At 61.6% G+C, this 18,666-nt stretch carries 6 protein-coding genes and 1 pseudogene; 4 read left to right on the forward strand and 3 right to left on the reverse strand.

Annotated features, from left to right (window positions below; all coding sequences use genetic code 11):
* Positions 1-237: pseudogene (locus TBIF_RS10595) on the forward strand (IS1634 family transposase); the annotation flags it as partial.
* 368 nt (positions 238-605) lie between these two features.
* Here the strand turns inward: TBIF_RS10595 and TBIF_RS24935 are convergent.
* Positions 606-2,189: a DEAD/DEAH box helicase gene (locus tag TBIF_RS24935; protein WP_084611652.1), complete on the reverse strand. Its 1,584-nt coding sequence runs from the start codon at positions 2,187-2,189 to the stop codon at positions 606-608.
* A gap of 124 nt (positions 2,190-2,313) precedes the next feature.
* Between TBIF_RS24935 and TBIF_RS23420 the strand changes: the two genes are divergently transcribed.
* Positions 2,314-2,625 carry a hypothetical protein gene (locus tag TBIF_RS23420; RefSeq protein ID WP_024794782.1) on the forward strand — a complete coding sequence of 104 codons (312 nt, stop codon included), beginning with the start codon at positions 2,314-2,316 and terminating at the stop codon, positions 2,623-2,625.
* 46 nt (positions 2,626-2,671) lie between these two features.
* On the opposite strand, the gene TBIF_RS10610 is transcribed toward TBIF_RS23420, so the two are convergent.
* Entirely contained in the window at positions 2,672-7,615 is a 4,944-nt protein-coding gene (locus tag TBIF_RS10610; protein WP_024794783.1) for a DEAD/DEAH box helicase, read from the reverse strand.
* Positions 7,612-11,013 (reverse strand): hypothetical protein, encoded by a 3,402-nt coding sequence (locus TBIF_RS10615; RefSeq protein ID WP_024794784.1) that lies wholly within the window; start codon positions 11,011-11,013, stop codon positions 7,612-7,614. Before TBIF_RS10615 ends, TBIF_RS10610 begins: the two co-directional genes overlap by 4 nt.
* 144 nt (positions 11,014-11,157) lie before the next feature.
* Here TBIF_RS10615 and TBIF_RS10620 point away from each other — a divergent pair, with 144 nt between their 5' ends.
* Both TBIF_RS10620 and TBIF_RS10625 read left to right on the forward strand, forming a co-directional pair.
* Positions 11,158-14,049, forward strand: a complete 2,892-nt coding sequence (locus TBIF_RS10620; protein WP_024794785.1) for a helicase-related protein — start codon at positions 11,158-11,160, stop codon at positions 14,047-14,049.
* Between the two features lie 2 nt (positions 14,050-14,051).
* Positions 14,052-18,665 (forward strand): Eco57I restriction-modification methylase domain-containing protein, encoded by a 4,614-nt coding sequence (locus TBIF_RS10625; protein WP_024794786.1) that lies wholly within the window; start codon positions 14,052-14,054, stop codon positions 18,663-18,665.
* Position 18,666 lies beyond the last annotated feature (1 nt).

The raw sequence follows: 18,666 nt of genomic DNA on the forward strand, positions 1-18,666 counted from the left end.
TTTCACAGGCGGCGGGATGCGATCGAGGCGCATCTGACGATCGTGTTCGCGGCGCTCGCCGTCGCAAGGCGCGTCCAACAGGACACGGGTCTGGCGATCGGCAAGGTCGTCAAACAACTGCGGCCGCTGCGACACGCGACCATCGTCATCAACGGCGTCACACAGGAGTTCCCGCCACAGATCCCGCCGACTGAACGCGAGATTTTGGACCGACTTCGGGCCGAAACGGGATACTAAGCAGAATGTCCTAACTCAGGTCCGAGAGGGGCCGACGCGCTCCGGGCGACCTCACTGCAGACGATCTCCCCGATGATGTTGAACACCTCGATCTTCTTGTCGTTTGTGACGAAGCCCAGTTCAATGCCGACGCCCGACTACCCATCGCCGAGGGACATCATGAGCGGTAGCGCCGTGGCCGGGTTCATCACGCTTGCCACGCAGACGCGCCCCTCAGGTCCAATATCTCCAGCCAGACGTCCCATCTGGCCATTCCCTATCCCGAGCGCATGAAAGACACGCACGTCATTTCACGAGGCCGAATACGCAGGAAAAGAGAATGCCATCCCTGCATTATTTCGGCACACCACCAGAGCTAAGACCCCTACTTATCTCCTCCAATGTCTAACTGTTTCTTCAAATCTATCCATCTCGACATCACACACCTCCAATGCAACGTCCTGTATCTCGCTCAAGAATTTCGCATGTACACCCACTTTCGGATCCTCGACTGAGTTGCGAACATAACAAATGGTGAAAATTCCAGCTCGCCCGTCTTCTTTTAATCGAATAATTCTTCCAATTCGTTGGATCATCTGCCTCCTAGTGCGACTAGCAGATAAAACCAAACCCATGTCAACATTCGGTACATCAATCCCTTGGTCCAATACCAGAGGAGCGCAAACCGCCTTTATGGAGCCATCGGTCAAACCAGATAGGATTTCTGGTCGTAAATTTTTCTCGACGTCTGAATCGATAGACTGAGCCCTAACACCGACCGATATCAATGCCTGACAGGAAACCTTTGCCATGGCCTTAGTCCCGGTGAATACAAGCGCGGCGTTAGAGTGCTGCAACGCTTTTCCAAACACCGTCACAGCCTCCACCTTACCAATGCAACCGCTAAGCAGTTCACGCCTCTTATTCACAGCGTTAAGATACCGCGATGCAGCAATTGATTCATCACGATTGCCAGACCTCTTTAGCATCTCCACGTTAGCCATGAATTCACCGTAATCGCTACTATCTAGTCCATGAAATTCCTCAAGTTGATGCTGCAGCCTGGAAACCTGTTTGGAGTGTTGGTCGTACTGCACTCGCTCATCCGGTTGCAAGTCCACAGGAACAAGTGCCACGTACACATCCGCTAGCAGTCCGTCTCGGTAGGCACGTGGATAATCACATCCGACGAAACTTTCCCCAAAGTAAGGAATCAATCGACTATTTACGCCATCGTCGCTTCGCTCCAGAGTTGCCGTGAGGCCAAGCCGTCGCGAACAGCGAGGCGGCAACCAGGTTGACCAAACAGGTGAGCCGTAGCCGTGAACCTCATCCGCTATCAGCAGATACTTGGCGTCTGGCCCTCCCAGATCAATGTTATTGATAGACTGAATTGTTGACACCAGCACATGACAGTCGTGAAAAGTGCCATTCTTGCCGTCACCAACAAGCCCAACAACTACCGCGTCCAGCTGTTCGTTCAAAACGTCATACCACTGCCGCATCAATGGTGTTCCCGGTACCACAACTAGGACATTGAAGCCTTCCTCAATCGCCTGGTAGGCGGCCACGACAGCGAGCCCCGTCTTCCCCGCCCCAGTTACCGCCTCCACAATTGCACGGTAGCCCCCATTGCCCCACTTCTCCAGCGCTTCAGACTGCCATTCTCGAAGCTCTGGACCCAAATATGAAATATCCTCACCTTCTTCGATATAATCCCAAAAATGCGAGTAATTAACACGGCCCAATTGACCATTATCAGAGTTTTCAACAAAATTCACCGAATACGCCTTTGTTGCCCATCTCGGTCTGCGCGAATTGGTAATATAAAATTGAGCAAAAAGGTCACTATTGTAATAAATCTCTGCATTAACCTTCGCTTGGTCACGGAACTCCATTGGCAGTTTCTGCATAATTTGATGCACATCCATTAGCGGATGGTTCTCTAGTGCTCGGTAAATATAATCCTTCATCTCTTCCTCCTGCTAATAGGCCGTAGCGGAACAGTGACCATCCGCGCCATATTCTGCCTTCTTGAATGACTATCGACGACAGTCAGAAGATTCACCATGATGCTATCCAGTATGATCTGAATCTATGGCCCGAATCCGTTCAATTGCCCCCGGTATCCAGTCAATTCGCGCTCACGACTCTGAGGTGGATTGCTTCTTCAACACTGTGACCGATGCCACCGGTGAAACCCTGCTGCATCTGTCGACCTTCGGATCCGACCACCGAAGGTCTGCGCCGAAGAGCAGCCAGTCCATCCAGCTCGACGTGGCAATGGCCTCGCAGTTGATCGAGGTTCTCTACGAGACGTTCCCAAGCCTCGCGGCGGCCCAACCCACAACTGCCCATTCGCCCGCTTCCAGCACTCGGACGAATGGGCGTCACCGCCGAGCCGACTGATCACCGATCAACGGACCCCGTGACGCGATGCGTCACGGGGTCACGGTCACACCAACATCGCCACGAGCTGAGAAGCCTCCACCTCACCGGCCTGAACCACCGTGTAACCACCGTCCGATAGTCCATCGTCGCGATCCGGGTCCTCCCCCTCCACCAGAACGACCTTCGAATCAGTCCACACGGCTTCGACCGGCCAGTAGTGCTTGCCGAGATCGACACCGATGTCTGGCTTGGCCACACCCCGCAGCTCCAGCGCGACGAGTAGCTCCACGACCGACTCTGGGGTATGCACCAGAGTCACTCCCCACGGCCGATCGACGGAGGTCCCATCCGCACTGGCCGCACCTTCCACCTTGAGCTGTTTGAAGATCGCCAGCGCACCCTCTCGAGTCAGCTTGTCGTGGTGGCGATCGTTGCGGAAGGAGCGCAGGCATCCGTAGCAGGATGTCTCCTCACCGCAGTCGCAGCGGCTGACGCGGTCCACGGCGAATTGGAGGACGGTCGCCAAACTCTCGGCGATCTTCTTCGCGGCACCGGCCCCACCGGGAACGGTGTCGAACAGCACGATGCTGCGCTTTCCATCGCCGCTCCAGGACAGGGTTCCGTCGATATCGTCACGGCTGATCTCCAGCGCCTCCGACGCCCCTTCCAAGAGCGCGTAGAGGACAGAGAGCCACCGCGATTCAGACTCCTTGTCGTAGCCCATGTCTCCGAAGGTGAACTCGGCGACGTCCGTCTCATAGCGGTGCGCCAGAGACACAATCTGCGGGCGGCCCTCGCATGGAGCTCCGGTGGTGGGGCGCTGATGGCCTGACTTCATCGGCTTGCCGGTCGATGCCGCCGCCCAACCGCACCAGCCGCACAGATGGAAGCCGCCTCCCATACCCTCCGAGACGACGGCCATCCGAGCCCGGGTGCCGGCGCGCGCTGTCACCTCGACGCCGCCTGTCGACTGCCATTCGAAGACGTCCACCACGTCGCCCACGTTCTCGACGTAGCTGGCCCCGCCCCAAAGGCGCTGTGGCGGCTCAGCCTTCACATCGTCAACCTTACGATCGGCAACGAACCCAAACTCTGGGACGACGAAGGTGCGGATCCTGCCAAACTCCACGTGGCAACTAGGACACAGCGCGTCGGCGTCGAGCTCATGACCGCACTCGAACTGGTTGCACTCGCGGCACACTCGGTACTTCAGCTCCGGCAGCTCGCGCTTCGGCAGCTTGTGGAGTCCGCGGGAGGTCCACAGTTTGCCCCCGGCAACCACCTGGTTGCCCGGCGCGTAGTCGAAAATGGCCTGGCTCAAGTCTCGGGACAGCTCAAGCCTGGCGCCGACATCCGCCTCGCAGTGCATGGTTCGAAGCTCGACGGTATCGACGGGGAAGCCGTACTTCGGCAGAATGTTCTTGTTCGCAAGATAGCCGAGCAGCTGCCGCTCTCGGATGGTCTTCAGGGTCTTCTGCAGACGTCCGCCCAGTGCGAGCTTCTCCTCGGCCTTGGCTTCCTCGATGAGCCCCACGAACGTGTCGATGTCGTTGCGCAAGTCGGTCTCTGCGATGGCCAGCAGCTCGCATAGCCGGTCCACCCACGCACCAGATTCCAGGCCAATCGCCTCAGCGACATGCGCCGGCAGGACCTCCACGAGCGCGTCGTGGATACCGGCGGGCACGGGGGTGAGGAACTGCCGCACCTGGGAGGCGGGCGAGTCCTGTCCATCCTCACCTGGCGAAAAGAACTCTCCGCCGTAGCGCCAGATCAATTCATCCTTCTCGAACCGGTGCCGGAAATACGCCGACAGCGCCACGGAATGGGCGTGCCTGCGGCCGATTCGCTCATTGTCGATGGGGATCCAGGGGATGCGCATCTCCCCCGCGATCATCGACTCCGGATTCTGGTACTTAGACAGATCATGCGAGCTGCGCTTGGCATAGGTCAGCACCAGTGCGGCAGCCCCTGCGCGCCGTCCGGCCCGGCCGGCGCGCTGGACATAGTTCGCGGTCTTCGGCGGCATGTTCCGCAGCACCACTGACTGCAGGTCACCCACATCGACACCGAGTTCGAATGTTGTTGTGCAAGAGAGCACATTGACCTCCCCGGCAATGAACTTGCGCTGGACCTCCGCCGCGTGGCTGGCCGCCCACTGCGCTGTGTGCTCCTCCGCGGACATCGGGGCGGCGTTCAGCGTTCGGTAAACCGAGCGATAGTGGTTGGCGTCCGACTCGAGCGAGGGGATCTCGAAATGGACCAATGTCCCATCACACGCGCCATACGGGCACTGCGACTGGACGCTGTTGGCGCAGAGCCGCCGGCAAGCGGTGCATTGGAACCAGTGCGAGTCGATGCCCGAGCTCACCCGCAGCTGCTCGTGGTCCACCTGATAGATGTCTCCCGACACCTTGTCTGCTGACAGCTTCACGTAGCCCTCCCCTAGCAGGAACTGCCAGGAGGCGTCCAGGACCTTCTCCGCAGGGACCTCCGATCCCAACGAGGCAAGCACCTTGCGCACGAACAGGATTCGACTGTTCGTCGTGCCGGCGCGTCCACCAGGGAGCCACGAGATAATCCGGCGTTTCTGGTCCGAGCCCATCGAGCGAACACGGATCTGGGTGTTGCGTGGCTCGAAGATCGTCTGCTTGATGTCGACGTCGTCCAGCAGGGTCATCGCTCCCTGCAGGCGAATCGACTTGAGTAGCTCCTCCAGCAGCCCCCAACCCTCGTCCTCGGTGAGGCCGATCTGCTGGAACCCGCGTGGCAGCTCTGTCTTCTTGGAACGGTATATCGACACTCGCATCAGGCCGAGCCCCTCGAGGGACTGCCGCTGGTCCATCGTCATCAGCTCAGCCATCACCCATGGGTTTACAACACGGAGCTCTGTACGCCGGGTTGCCCGCTCCTCGAAGTGCCTGGCCTGCGAGGCCTTCTTCCTGGTGTCGTCCGCGAGGTCCTCTACCGACAGCTCCTCGCCCTGGTTCCGAGGATCAAGCAGGGCTTGGGTCAGATACCGGCGCTCAAGCATCCGGCCGTAGGTGCGCTCAAGATACGGGGCCGCGAAAGCCGCCGCCTGCCGCGAGTCGGAGAACATGAGCAGCTTGCGGCCCTCACCCACCTGCTCGACTGTCTCATCCGCGGCCGGTGGCAAGTGCTGGTAGAGCGCTGTGGTGATGACCGCGGGCGCGGCGTTCGTGTCGGTCCGCAGCCGCCGGATCACCTGACGGGACCTGGCCCCGCATTCCGTGCACTTGCTCATCACCCGCGTGGGGGCTCTGTGCTCTCGGACCGTGAGCATCGGCCCGCCCGGGCATGTCACGTTCCCGCACGTGCCGCCAAGGGAGTTGAGGCATCCACATCCGGCGCAGAGGCTCCGCAGGCCTCCCGCCTCGTCGACCTCAGCGTCCTCGGAGAGGGTCACCTCGTCCTCGTCGACGAGGCTGGACTCGGTCGAATCTGTCAGCACGAGCCAGCGGACCGACTTGTCGGTCTTCGCCGGCTTGAAGTACTGGCGGCCCTCGTGCACGGTCACGTCGCCGGCGAGGTGGACCGCACCGCAACGTTGGCACGTGCCGAACTCGAATACCGCGGCCCCGGTCTCGGGATCGACCTCGTGCCTGCCGAGGTACACCCGCGGCTCGGACTCGGTGAAGCTGACGTACGCGCCCTCCGTGGCGCGCACAAACATGTGGTACCGGGCCGAGAGCACCGGGTTCTTGCTCGCATCACTGACTTTCGAGCCGAGTGCTACGAGCGCCTCCAGCTTGACGCTGGCATTGGCGTCGTCAGGCCACAATGCCGACGCCAGGGCCCGGACCTCGGCCGGGCCCCGTGAGACGATCGCCTTGAGGTCGGCGATCCGCTGCTCACCGTGCAGGGCGTCCGCGAAGTCACCGCTGTCAGAGTGCGCGCTCAGACGGGCCAGGTCCGCGTCGGCCGCGGCGAGCTCGATGAGGGCATCGTCCTCGATCCGCCAGGTCGGCTCGTCGCGACGCGGTTGGCGGGTGGCGGTCACCAGGTCCTGGCGGCTATCGTCATCCGCCTCGAACTCAAACGGGACGTCGAAAAGCTTGCGCGCGAACGTCGTCGCCTCGGCCCCCTGCGTGGCCTCGCTCTTGCCGGTGAGCGACGCGGACGTCGCGATGCACTGCAGCTGACGGCCGCGCGCGACGCGCTCACGCAGCCGACGCAGCAGCAACGCCACCTCCGAGCCCTGCGCACCGTCATATACGTGGGCCTCGTCCAGTGCGATGAACTTCCAGGTCCCTGTGTGATCGCCGTCGAACAGGTCGAGGTCGGCCGGGCGCAGCAGGAGATACTCGAGCATGGCGTAGTTCGTCAGCAGAATGTGCGGCGGCGAGGCCCTCATCTGCTGCCGGCTGAGCAGCTCGTTGGGCAGAGGCTTCACCCCTGGGTTCATCGCCCGGAAGGTGGATTCCGCGTCCTTCTGATGTTCCTTGGTCTCGCCGGTGTACCGGCCGAAGGTAATGTCCGGCATTCCCTCGAGCATCGTGCGCAGCCTCTTGAGCTGGTCGTTCGCGAGCGCGTTCATCGGGTAGAGGAGCAGCGCCCGCACCCCGGGACCGAGGGTTCCGGCGGCCCGCTCGGCGAGCAGGGAGTTCAAAATCGGCAGCAGGAAGCTCTCCGTCTTTCCTGATCCGGTGCCGGTGCTGACGACGAGATTGCGCCCTGCGACCACCTTGCGGATCGCGGTCTCCTGGTGCTTGTACAGCGGGCGTTCCATCGGCACCGCCTTGCTCTCCAACTCCGGGAAGTCAGGGTGCAGCACACCCTCGTGAACGAGGTCTGACAGAGACGCCCCCGCGGCGTATGGCGGTGTCAGTTCCAGCAGGGGCCCCTTGGTGAGGAGCGTAGTGCCGTCGACAGCAGCGTCGAATGCCTTGGCAAGTGCAGGGTCTCGGGGCGCCACCATCGTCTTGAGGTACCTCTTGTAGCTGGCCTCAATACCGGCGGAGGCCTCGAGTGGGTCAAGCCGATCAATCATTCCCAGTCTCCGATCAGGTCGCCGTGGCGCACATAGCTCGCCAAAGCATCGGCAATCAATAAGTCTGTCGTCACCATCGACGGGAACATCTCCGCCATCCGAATCCAGCCATCGGTCATGGGGGTGTTCATCATCGGGCGATTAAATGCACCACGCGCCTCCAGCCTCGCCAGAGCCGCCAGCGTCAGCGATTGCATGGACAGAAGCAGCCACGGGTTCGCAGTCGTGTCAGCCCCATCAAGCACCTCGTTTCGAGCACGGATGGCGTCGTACACCAGCGGCGCGACTCGCTTGACCGCGGGCAGCGCCCTTTGGACCTCGAAGCTGAGCCCGCGAGATACCGGCTCGCTCAGCCATTCCCTTCTCGCGTGGAAAGCCTCGATAGTCGAACCCATACGCGTGTCAGGGTCCAGCAGCGCCCCGGGAACCAGCCGGCAATACTCGAAGATCTCGTCCACATCCGCGGGCGATTTCGCATCCAGAATCTGGGTGTCCCGCTCGAACACACCGACACTCGCATCTCGCGACTTGCCTGCCAGCAAGTCCAGCAGCATCTGGCCGCCCTGATTCTTCAGGTATGCCAGCGTCGCCTCGCGCTCCTCCGCAACCTCGTCCCGGCGCTTGTTCAGCGAGTTCAGGTCTGACAGCTCGACCAGGCAGCCCACCCAAGGGTTCGGGTGCAAATCGTTTTCCGTGAAGTCGGCGGAGAAGCCGCTGCGGGCGAGCCCCGTGCGAACTAGCATGGCCGGCAGCTCCTCTGAGGGAATCGTGCTGTCCCCCAACGCCTCCAACGCGGACCGCGGATGGATGCTGAGGATCCGCACCAGCGCCCGACGCTGGCTGTTGTCACTGTCGTCGTGCCCTGACGCGGGCAATACGGCCAGCGCCGACCACACCGCGTCCATCGCGCCTCCCGAGGTGGGCGCGCTGGACTCGCCCGCCAAGAACCGCGACAGGTTTTCGCGGGCGAGGTCCTCGTCCCTCACCCAGCCCTGTTGCTCGACGCGGAAAGCCGACCAATCCGGACGCCGCGGGCGGGTGATGGTCACCCAGGGGTCGTCTACAAACACCTGGACGATCAACTGCCCGCTGTCACGCAGATCCTCCGGCAGCTCCGCGCTCCCACCGGTGATGGTGAGGGACCGAACAGGAATCCAGGGCGCGGTCGACATCCACACGAACGCCGCGAGGTCAGCCTCATCCGCCAGGTCCGCAAACACCAGCCGCCCGTCGTCGATGTGGACTCCGGAGCACAGTCGCGCTGGCCGCACATGGGCGATCACCACCGACTGGGTGCGCCCGTCCAAGTCATCGATCAGCGCGACCAATTGGCAGACCCCCGCGGTGCGCGCTGTGTCCACAAAAGTTCTAGTGGACAACTGGAAGAGGTTGTCCCTGGGAACCTCCGGCACCTCCTCGTGCAGGACCTCTCCGGACAGGTCTCGTAGGGCAAATGAGACCTCGACGTCCCCCGGGATACGGGCGGCGATCATGCCATGCGCCTCGAGATCGGAGGGCGCGATCACCTGGGCCGTGGTTCGCCACTGCGCAGGGGCACCGAACGGATCGATCCGAGACTCGAAGTACGGCGGGCGGAGCACCAGTTTGAATGCCCGCTCACCGTCACCGAGGCGGATCTGGCTCTCTCGGACGCCGAGGCCGAACGACACCGTTGCGTGGTCTGCCGTTAGCGGCCGAAGGCACGTGATAGCGCTGATGCTCGTGGACAAACCCCCGGCGACAGGCCGACGGAACTCGACGCCGTGGTTAACCTTGACGCCCTCCGCAAGAAACAGAGTTTGACGCAGGTCAAACTCCAGCGAGCCGCCCACGACGACCTCGAATGAGCCCAGGAGCCCGGCCGCCACGCCCTCGAAGGGGTCCACATAGGTGTTCTCCGTGTCCGATTCCCACTCCTCGTCCACCAACCATCGCTGCGCTCCAGCACGGCGGGCCCGGATGTGCCACGACTGTGGCGATCCTCCGGGGTTCGCGGGGAGGGTGATGGTCGGACGCTCGGAGTACACCGACAGCCCATTGCTTGTCTTGAGTCCCTCGACAGGTTCGGCATTCTCGTACCGAGGAGCGCCGGCCGCCCTGACAGTGCGGGCCGGGCCCACTGGGCTGCCTGAGCGCCGGAGCCGCACGGACGCATGCTCGCTCAGGTCGATGCTCACCGCTCTCCAGCCCCGCCAACCCGACGGCGCGCGGGCGTCGTCCAAGGTCTCGACGGGCGCGTTCGACATCCCGTCGACCACTTCGGCGTCATGCGGATACACCGCGAGAACGACCCCGCGGGGCAGTGTGGTCTGCCGCTGGATCGGCCGACCGTCTGGGTTGAAGATCAGGAGCGGATCCCTTTTATCCACCAGTGGAATCTGGTGCTGGGCTCCCGACGCATCGTGGCGCAGGTGCACCTCGCGCGCCGGAGTCGTCACGCTGACCAGGGTCAGGGGGTGCTCGCCGTCCTCGTCCACGCCCCAACCGCGCTCCGCGTACACCTCGCGGGTGTCGCCGTCGAAAGAGACCTTCCACGGCATAGCGGGCGAGGAGTCGGGGTATGGCACGCCCACCATCACCTGGTCGTCAGACAACGAGTAGACGACGCCCGGGTTGCGCCGGCGAGCTGCCCTATGCGGCTTGTCCGCCGCCTGCCCAAGCGGCCGTTCCTGCAGCCGATCGATCAGCCCCTCGAGAATCAAGGTCGGCAGACCGGTGGTGGATGTATCGAGCTCGAGGTTGTTCCACACCTCCGGTTGGTCAGCGGTGAAGTGGAGGAACTCGATGATCCGGTCGAGAACGTCGACGGCGATCTCGCCACCGAGCTGCAGGAAGTTCCGCACGGGCACGTCGAGGCGGTTCAGGCGGTATTCCATGCCGGGCTCTGTCAGCCACTCCAACAGCGAGGCGGCTGTCGCATCTCGGCCTTGCAGCAGGTGTTCCTCGATGACGTCGACGAGGTCGCCCAGGCAGTGCACCGGGATGCCGGCGTGCATCGTCATCACACGGACGTAGCTGCCGTCGATCTCCGGGAACTGGCGCAGCCCGAAGCGCTGCAGCATCCCGGACAAGGACTGGCGGAGAGTGTTCTCGAATTCCGTATCGCGGGCCGTGTCCAGCTCGTCCCAGAAGCTCTCCCAGAACCGGCCCTGCTCGTAGGCCAGGCCCGCGTGCCCGATCAGCGTAGTCAAGGTCAGCGCAGGGTACTTCCTGATCAGCCCCGCCGGCCCATGCACCCGCACGAATAGCGCAGCGACCCGCGCGTACAGATCTTGCGTGCGGCTGATGTCGTCCTCGTCGAGGTTCAGCTCAAAAAACAAGTCCGCCTTGTCCAGCATGCGGCCGAGGCGATACTCCTCATCGCTCGCCTGATCTCGCAGATAGCTCCGAGCCACCATTTCCCCTTTTGATCGCTGACCCAAGTTGGCACGACTGTGCCACAGCTCACCGACAATTAAAGGACCAGGGTTCTGTCACATCACCATTGAGCCGCACACTAGGTTGGTATGCCGGACCATCGAACCGCAGGAGCTGCCACCGCCATGACCACCGTCGAATCGCCCGACCTCAACGTCGCGCCCGGCTCGATCGTCGTCATCCGCGACGAGGAATGGCTCGTCACCTCGGCCGAGCACGGCTCCGACGGCTGGCTCCTGCGGGTACGCGGGCTCAGCGAGCTAGTCGCCGACACCACCGCCACGTTCTACTCCAGCCTCGATGCCATCGAGGTTCAGGACCCCGCGAAGACGAGGGTGCTTGCCGACGGATCCCCCGGCTATCGCGATTCCCGTCTGTGGCTCGAAGCTCTCACCCGCAAGACCCCCGTCCCTTATGGCGACCAGTCGCTGACGGTCTCCACGCACATGCTGGCCGATTCTCTGGCCTACCAGCGCGCGGCCGTCGCGAAAGCCCTTGACCCCCAGCACATCCGCCCGCGCATCCTGCTGGCCGACGCGGTGGGCCTGGGCAAGACCCTTGAGATCGGGATGATCCTGTCCGAGCTGGTACGGCGCGGGCGCGGTGAGCGGATCCTCGTCGTCACCCCGAAGCACGTGCTCGAGCAGATGCAGCACGAGCTGTGGTGCCGCTTCGCCCTGCCCTTCGTGCGCCTCGACTCCGCCGGCATCCAGAAGGTCCGCCAGAAGCTGCCGGCCACCCGCAACCCGTTCACCTATTACAAACGGGCGATCATCTCGATCGACACGCTCAAGAGCCCCCGCTATAAGGCGCACCTCGCACGCCAGCATTGGGACGCGGTGGTGATCGACGAGTCGCACAACCTCACCAATGTCGGCACCCTCAACAACGAGCTGGCCCGCATCCTCGCGCCGAACACCGAGGCGCTGATCCTCGCCTCCGCCACGCCGCACAACGGCAAAGAGGAGTCCTTCGCGGAACTGCTGCGCCTTCTTGATCCCACCGTGGTCGCTGCCGACGGCACCTTCACGAAAGAAGATGTCGCGTCCCTGCTGATCCGCCGGCACCGCCACCACCCCGAGGTAGCAGCAGAGGTCGGCGGAGACTGGGCCGAACGCGCCGAGCCCGTGCACAGACTCGTCACCCCCTCGACCGCAGAGGACGCAGTCGCGGCCGAGCTCTCCCAGGTGTGGCTGCACCCCCAACACGGCAAGACCCCGTACTCCGGCAAGGCAGACCGCCTATTCCCCTGGACCCTCGCAAAGGCGTACTTGTCCTCCCCCGCCGCCCTGGCCGAGTCGATCAAGCAACGCCAGTCCAAGCTCGACGCGAATGATGCCGACCAGCGCATCGAGCTCGCCGCGCTTAAGACACTCGACGGCCTCAATGCGACGGCCCTCGCCCAGCCCGCCGGAAAATACACCGCGCTGGTGGATCTGCTCCGCGAGATCGGCGTCGGCCCCAAATCCACGATGCGCGCAGTCGTGTTCGGCGAGCGGGTAGCGACGCTCAAATGGCTGCAGGAGAATCTGCCGAAGCAGCTCAAGCTCAAGCCCGAGAACGTCGCGATGCTCCACGGCGGGCTCTCCGATGTGGAGCAGCAGGAGATCGTCGACAGCTTCAAGCTGGAGACCTCCCCCATCCGCGTGCTCGTCACCGGCGATGTCGCGTCCGAGGGTGTGAACCTGCACGCACAGTGCCACCACCTCATCCACTACGACATCCCGTGGAGCCTGATCCGGATCGAACAGCGCAACGGCCGCATCGACCGGTACGGGCAGAAGTTCCCCCCGGTGATCTCCTCCCTGATCCTCGAGCCGTCCGACGCGGACTTCTCCGGCGACCTGCGAGTGCTCTCCCGCCTCCTCGAGCGCGAGAACCAAGCGCACTCCACACTCGGTGACGTCGCGTCGCTAATGGGCAAGCACAGTGTGGGCGAGGAGGAGTCCGCGATCCGCGATGTCCTCGCCCGGCGCAGCAGCTTGGAGGATGAGGTCCGGACCATCGACGAGGTCGCGGGCGGCGATGATTTGGACGCGTTCTTCGCCGAGTTCGACGCTGCCCCGGACACCGCGACCGCCGCGTTGCCGGAGTCCCCCCGCCAAAGCCTCTACCCCGACGACATCTCCTTCCTCGACGAGGCCCTGCGCGCCGCATTCCACGACGTGCCCCACGCGTCCTTGGCTCAGGGCGGCGTCGGCTGGACGGTGCACCCCAACCATGCGATCGCCGAGCTGACCCCGCCGAAGGACCTCCGCCAGCGCCTGGACAAGCTGCCGCAGAACTACCTGCAACACGGAAAGGTCCTCGAGAACCTCAAGCTCGCGACCACCGCGCAGGTAGGCAACGCCCAGCTCCAGGCGGCCCGGCAGGGCAAGGGAGTCAACGGCACCACCTGGCCCGAGGCACACTTCCTCGGCCCGCTGCACCCGGTGCTGGACTGGGCCAGCGACCGGGCCCTCGGCGCGCTGGGCCGCAACCAGATTTTCGCGATCCGCGGCGACGTCGACGCCCCCACCGTCCTGCTGATGGGCACGCTGATGAACCGCCGCGGCCAGCTCATCTCACGGGTCTTCTCCACCGCCGAATTCCCCAACCCGAACAACCCGGCCTTCTGTCTGGTGGAACCAATCGAGGACCTCAGCTTCCTCATCACCGACACCGGCCTCAAGCCCGGCTCCGCAAACCCCGGCCCGATCCCGGACACCGACCGCTACCAAGCCCTGGTGCCGACCGCCGTCGCGGAGGCGAGCAAGTCGATGAGCTTCGTCCTGGCCGCCCAAGAGGATTCGGCCAGGTCGCGGCTCGCCCATTGGAATGAGCGTGCCGGCAAGTGGCATCGCGACGCCGACTCCATGAACCTCGCGTCGAGCCAGAAGCAAAAGGTCAGCAAGCTGGGCCAGCGGATCTCCGAGGAGCAGCGGCTCGCTGAGACTCTCGCGCCCACCCAGCAGCTGGTGCGACCGCTCCTCGTCATTGTTCCCAGTTCCACCGCCGGCTCAGAGAAGGACCAGTAATCGTGGCAACTTTCGACTCCATCGTCATCGGCGAGGACTGGATCAGCGAGCACTACTTCACCACGGATTCCACGAAGGAGTCCTTCCACGGCAGGGTGCTTGCCCTCCGCAAGCTCTGGGACGCCGAGGCCAAGGCCGGTCGCTCGACCGTCCGCAGCGACCTGCTCGCAGCCGCGGGCGACCTGCAGGCCACACTCGCCGGACTGTCCGAGAACCCCGACGGAGCAAGCGCCGCCCACGCTAAGGTCCGAAGCGCCCTGGGATTCCCCGGCGAGCTCAGCACCTACGCTGCCGAGCGGTCCGGATCCGAGCTCGAGATTCGCGATGCCCAGCTCAGCGAATCTGCCAACTTGCTTTTCCTGCAGGCTCAGCCGGTTGCCTCCATCGAAGACCTGCAGGATCCGGATACCGGGCAGCTCCTCATCCCCGCCATGGAAGACGGCAAGCCAATGGCTACGGTTTGGAAGGCCGTGTCGGCCGCATTCCGGTCCGATACTCCACCCGCATTCGTCGTGGTCCAAGCCGGCCAATGGCTCATGTTGGCAGAGGCTGAGCGCTGGGCCGAGGGCCGATACCTGGCCATGGATCTACTCGTGGTGACGGAGCGCCGGCACGAGGCGCGCGGCGGCGAGATCGACCGTGCCGCCGCGATGTTCGGCCGTCAGGCGCTGATGTCCGATGCCGATGGCAATATCTGGTGGACCGAGACGCTCGAGGATTCTGTTAAACACACCGTCGGGGTATCGAAGGACCTCCGCGAGGGTATCCGGCTGTCCATCGAGATTATCGCCAACGAGGTTGTCCGCCGCAGGGCCGCGAAGGGACTGTCTCTCGACGACATCGACGGCCAGGATCTCGCCAAGCACTCCCTACGATTCCTCTACCGAATCCTCTTCCTTCTCTACGCCGAGGCCTCCCCAGAGATGCGGGTGCTGCCTTCCGGCGCGGCAGAATACGAGGAGGGTTACGGCCTAGACCGTCTCCGCGAACTCACCTTGTCTGAACTCGTGTCCGCGCAAGCACGTTCCGGCACCCACCTCTACGAGTCGCTGTCGACGCTGTTCCGTTTGGTCGACAAGGGGCATTCCCCCGTAATCCGAACTACCAACGACGGCGCCGCTGTCGATGACCCCGCGCCGGGCCTGGAGTTCCAATCTCTTCGAGCCGACCTGTTCGCCCCCAAATCCACCGCGCTGATCGACGAGGTTGGTCTCGGGAACGAGGCCACCCAGCAGGTTCTGGAACACCTGTTGCTTTCCAAAGAATCCAAGGGCCGGGGGTCACGGAACCGCGAACGCGGCTTCATCTCCTACGCAGAGCTCGGCATCAACCAGCTGGGCGCGGTGTATGAGGGCCTGATGTCCTACACCGGCTTCTTCGCCGAGGAGGACCTATACGAGGTCGCAAAGAACGGCGACCCGGAGAAGGGTTCCTGGGTGGTCCCCACCACCCGTGCCGAACACCTCTCCCCCGCCGACTTTGTCCGCACCGTCGACGAGGCCACCGGCGAGGACAAGCCCGTCATCCACGAAAAGGGCACCTTCGTCTATCGCCTCGCCGGCCGTGAGCGTCAGCAGTCGGCCTCGTACTACACGCCTGAGGTTCTCACCCGATTCGTGGTTTCGCAGTCCCTGGAGGAGCTGCTCGACCAGGACGGCGTCCGCACCACTCCCGAGCAGATCCTCGATCTCACCATCTGCGAGCCAGCCCTCGGCTCCGGGGCGTTCGCCATCGAGGCGGTCCGCCAGCTCGCCGCCGAATATCTCAAGCGCAGGCAGGAAGACCTTGGCGAGCTGATCGACGCCGATCAGTATCCGATCGAGCTGCAGAAGGTGAAGGCCTATCTAGCGCTGCACCAGGTCTACGGGGTCGACCTCAACGCGACCGCTGTCGAGCTCGCGGAGATCTCACTGTGGTTGGACACCATGGTCGCCGGCCTGCAAGCACCATGGTTCGGCCTCCACCTTCGCCGAGGAAATTCACTGATCGGTGCACGGCGCTCGGTGTACGCACCGAGTCTCCTTGCGAAGGGGCAGTGGCTTAGGACGCCGGCTAAGGATGTGCACCTCGGGCAGGAAATCAGCACCGGCATTCACCACTTCCTCCTACCTTCTGAGGGCTGGGGCGCGGCAATCGAAGTCTCGGAGGCCAGGAAGTACGCACCTGATCAGCGTGAAGAACTGCGTCTGTGGCGCAACGAGATCCGCAAGGCTCCTAGCAAGGCAATCGTCAAGCGCCTCGCAGCGCTAGCACAGCGGGTTGAGACGCTGTGGGATTTCACGCTGAGACGACTTACGATTGCGGAGTCTGAAATCCGACGGGATATCCATCTGTGGGGAGCAGAGCCCATACCGCATATCCACGCTGTGACACGCGAGGAGATCGAAGTTTTACTAAGCGACCCCAATAGCGCGTACCAACGCCTTCGTTCGGTAATGGATGCCTGGTGCGCGATGTGGTGGTGGCCACTAACAACAGATATCGAGCCACCAGACTGGGATCAATGGGTCGGTGGACTGGAAGCAATTATTGGCACTACATTGAAGCCGGGGAAGTTCGAGAAATACGGGCAAACAACTCTTTCCAATGACATGAGCTGGAACGCGCTCGGAATCGCAGAAGATACTGACATCACTTTCTCGCAAGCCATTCCAATGGAGAAAGCCATGACCCGTTTTCCATGGCTAATGGTTAGCGCCGAAGTTGCCGAGGCCCAGGGATTCTTTCATTGGGAACTAGACTTTTCCCCAATATTCACTCAGGGGGGCTTCAATCTTCAAGTCGGCAACCCGCCATGGGTGAGACCCGATTGGGACGAGGCCCGAGTGCTCGCAGAATATGACCCTGCATGGGTTCTGCAAAATAACACTGTACAGGCGGAAATCGAGCATCGCCGCACTGTAGCCCTCTCCGATCCTGAAGTTCTAAATAATTTCCTCAACGAAGCCATCCAAACAACTGCATTCAGATCATTTCTAACATCACCGCCGATTTTCCCCATAGGACATGGCGGTAGACCGGACCTATACCGAAGCTTCATTGAAACTGGATGGCGTAACCAGAACCAGAACGGTGTACTGGCACTAGTCCACCCAGCAACGCATCTTACAGCACCAAACTTGGCCCAATTTCGCAAATCCTGTTACATACGCTTAACTCGCATGTGGCACTTTCAAAACAAACTACGTCTATTTGACATTGACTCAAAAGAAGAATACTCCGTTAGCATTTACGGAAATCCAACAAGAATCTCGTTCTCGACTGCAAGTTTCATATTCCATCCGTCTACAATCGAACGATCCTTGACCCACGATGGCTCTGGCCCCGTTCCCGGAATGTCCAATATCGACAACAAGCCCGATCTGTCCCCACACTCCCACCGCCTATTCCATATATCGGAATCAGTAGTTCAATCCTGGTCAGAACTATTTGACGACCAAGAGAGCGACCCCCACTCTGGAAGAATGCAGTTCCTCCATAATCAACAGAGCGCATCTGTCATTGAGAAAATGGCACGAACTTCTCGTATACATTCCATCGACCCAGCGTTCAACAGTGGATGGAATGAAACCACCTCGCGACGCGATCAAATATTCGATTTTGACGTAATCGAACCACGCGACTGGGAGGACTCCATACTCCTGGCTGCGAATATTTCACCATGCAATCCATTTTCATCTGAACCTAACCCTGATCCAACAGGACCGAACTTCAGGAAAATCGACCTTATGTCCCTCCCTGTTAACGCAGTACCAAATACCAGATACTCAAGAAAGAACAGCCGCGAACTATTTCAATCGAGGTTCTTCCAACCAACGTCATCTGATCAATTTAGCGCTGCATGGAGAGAATGGATCAAGCCGAGTAACGAGCGCGCCCTTCAGCCTGCGCTATTACCTCCGGGCACAACGCACGTTAATGCAATTTTGTCACTGCAAGTACCAGGCAGTGAAAATATCATGGTAGCGACAATCGTCGGTCTGTTGTCCTCCATACCTATGGACTTCCTCGCAAAAACAGCAAATAAGACGCATCTTGCGCAAAGCCTGATCCGACATTTTCCAATTGTTACGGATCACCCACTTATCCAACATCTCATTTTGAGGACTCTCAGACTGAACTGTCTCGTCCAGGCATACTCCCCAATATGGGAAGAGTTGTATCGCCCATCCTGGTTGCAGGACTCATGGGTTCCCAATATCTGCGCAAGCCATTCCCCCGTCGTACCCCTTAGTGACATACAAGCTGAGTGGCGCCCCGAAACGCCCCTGCGCAGCGATGCCGACCGACGCCAAGCCCTCATTGAGATTGATGCAATCGTCGCCGTCATGATTGACATTACATCAGAAGAGTTGCTTACCATATACAAAACACAATTCCCGATCTTACAGAAATACGACCGCCAGTCACTATTCGACGCCACTGGGCGTCAACTTCCCACGGCGCTCGCTTCTGAGCACAGAAGGACCGGCTCAGCCGGCCCTTCAAATCTCACTGTCGACGGCGTCACATATTTGAAACCCTTCGCTGCCGTCAACCGGGAGCAAGACTTGATTCTAGCCCATCAATATTTCAGTAAACAGCTGGAGCACCAACGGCTGAACCTAGCGCACTAAG

The sequence above is a fragment of the Tomitella biformata AHU 1821 genome, assembly GCF_000524475.1.
In the GTDB taxonomy this organism is placed as follows: domain Bacteria; phylum Actinomycetota; class Actinomycetes; order Mycobacteriales; family Mycobacteriaceae; genus Tomitella; species Tomitella biformata.

Coding starts and splice junctions, on each gene's coding strand:
- TBIF_RS10615 (WP_024794784.1), bottom strand. CDS start 11,013: ATGGTGGCTCGGAGCTATCTGCGAGATCAGGCGAGCGATGAGGAGTAT.
- TBIF_RS10620 (WP_024794785.1), top strand. CDS start 11,158: ATGACCACCGTCGAATCGCCCGACCTCAACGTCGCGCCCGGCTCGATC.
- TBIF_RS10610 (WP_024794783.1), bottom strand. CDS start 7,615: ATGATTGATCGGCTTGACCCACTCGAGGCCTCCGCCGGTATTGAGGCC.
- TBIF_RS23420 (WP_024794782.1), top strand. CDS start 2,314: ATGGCCCGAATCCGTTCAATTGCCCCCGGTATCCAGTCAATTCGCGCT.
- TBIF_RS24935 (WP_084611652.1), bottom strand. CDS start 2,189: ATGAAGGATTATATTTACCGAGCACTAGAGAACCATCCGCTAATGGAT.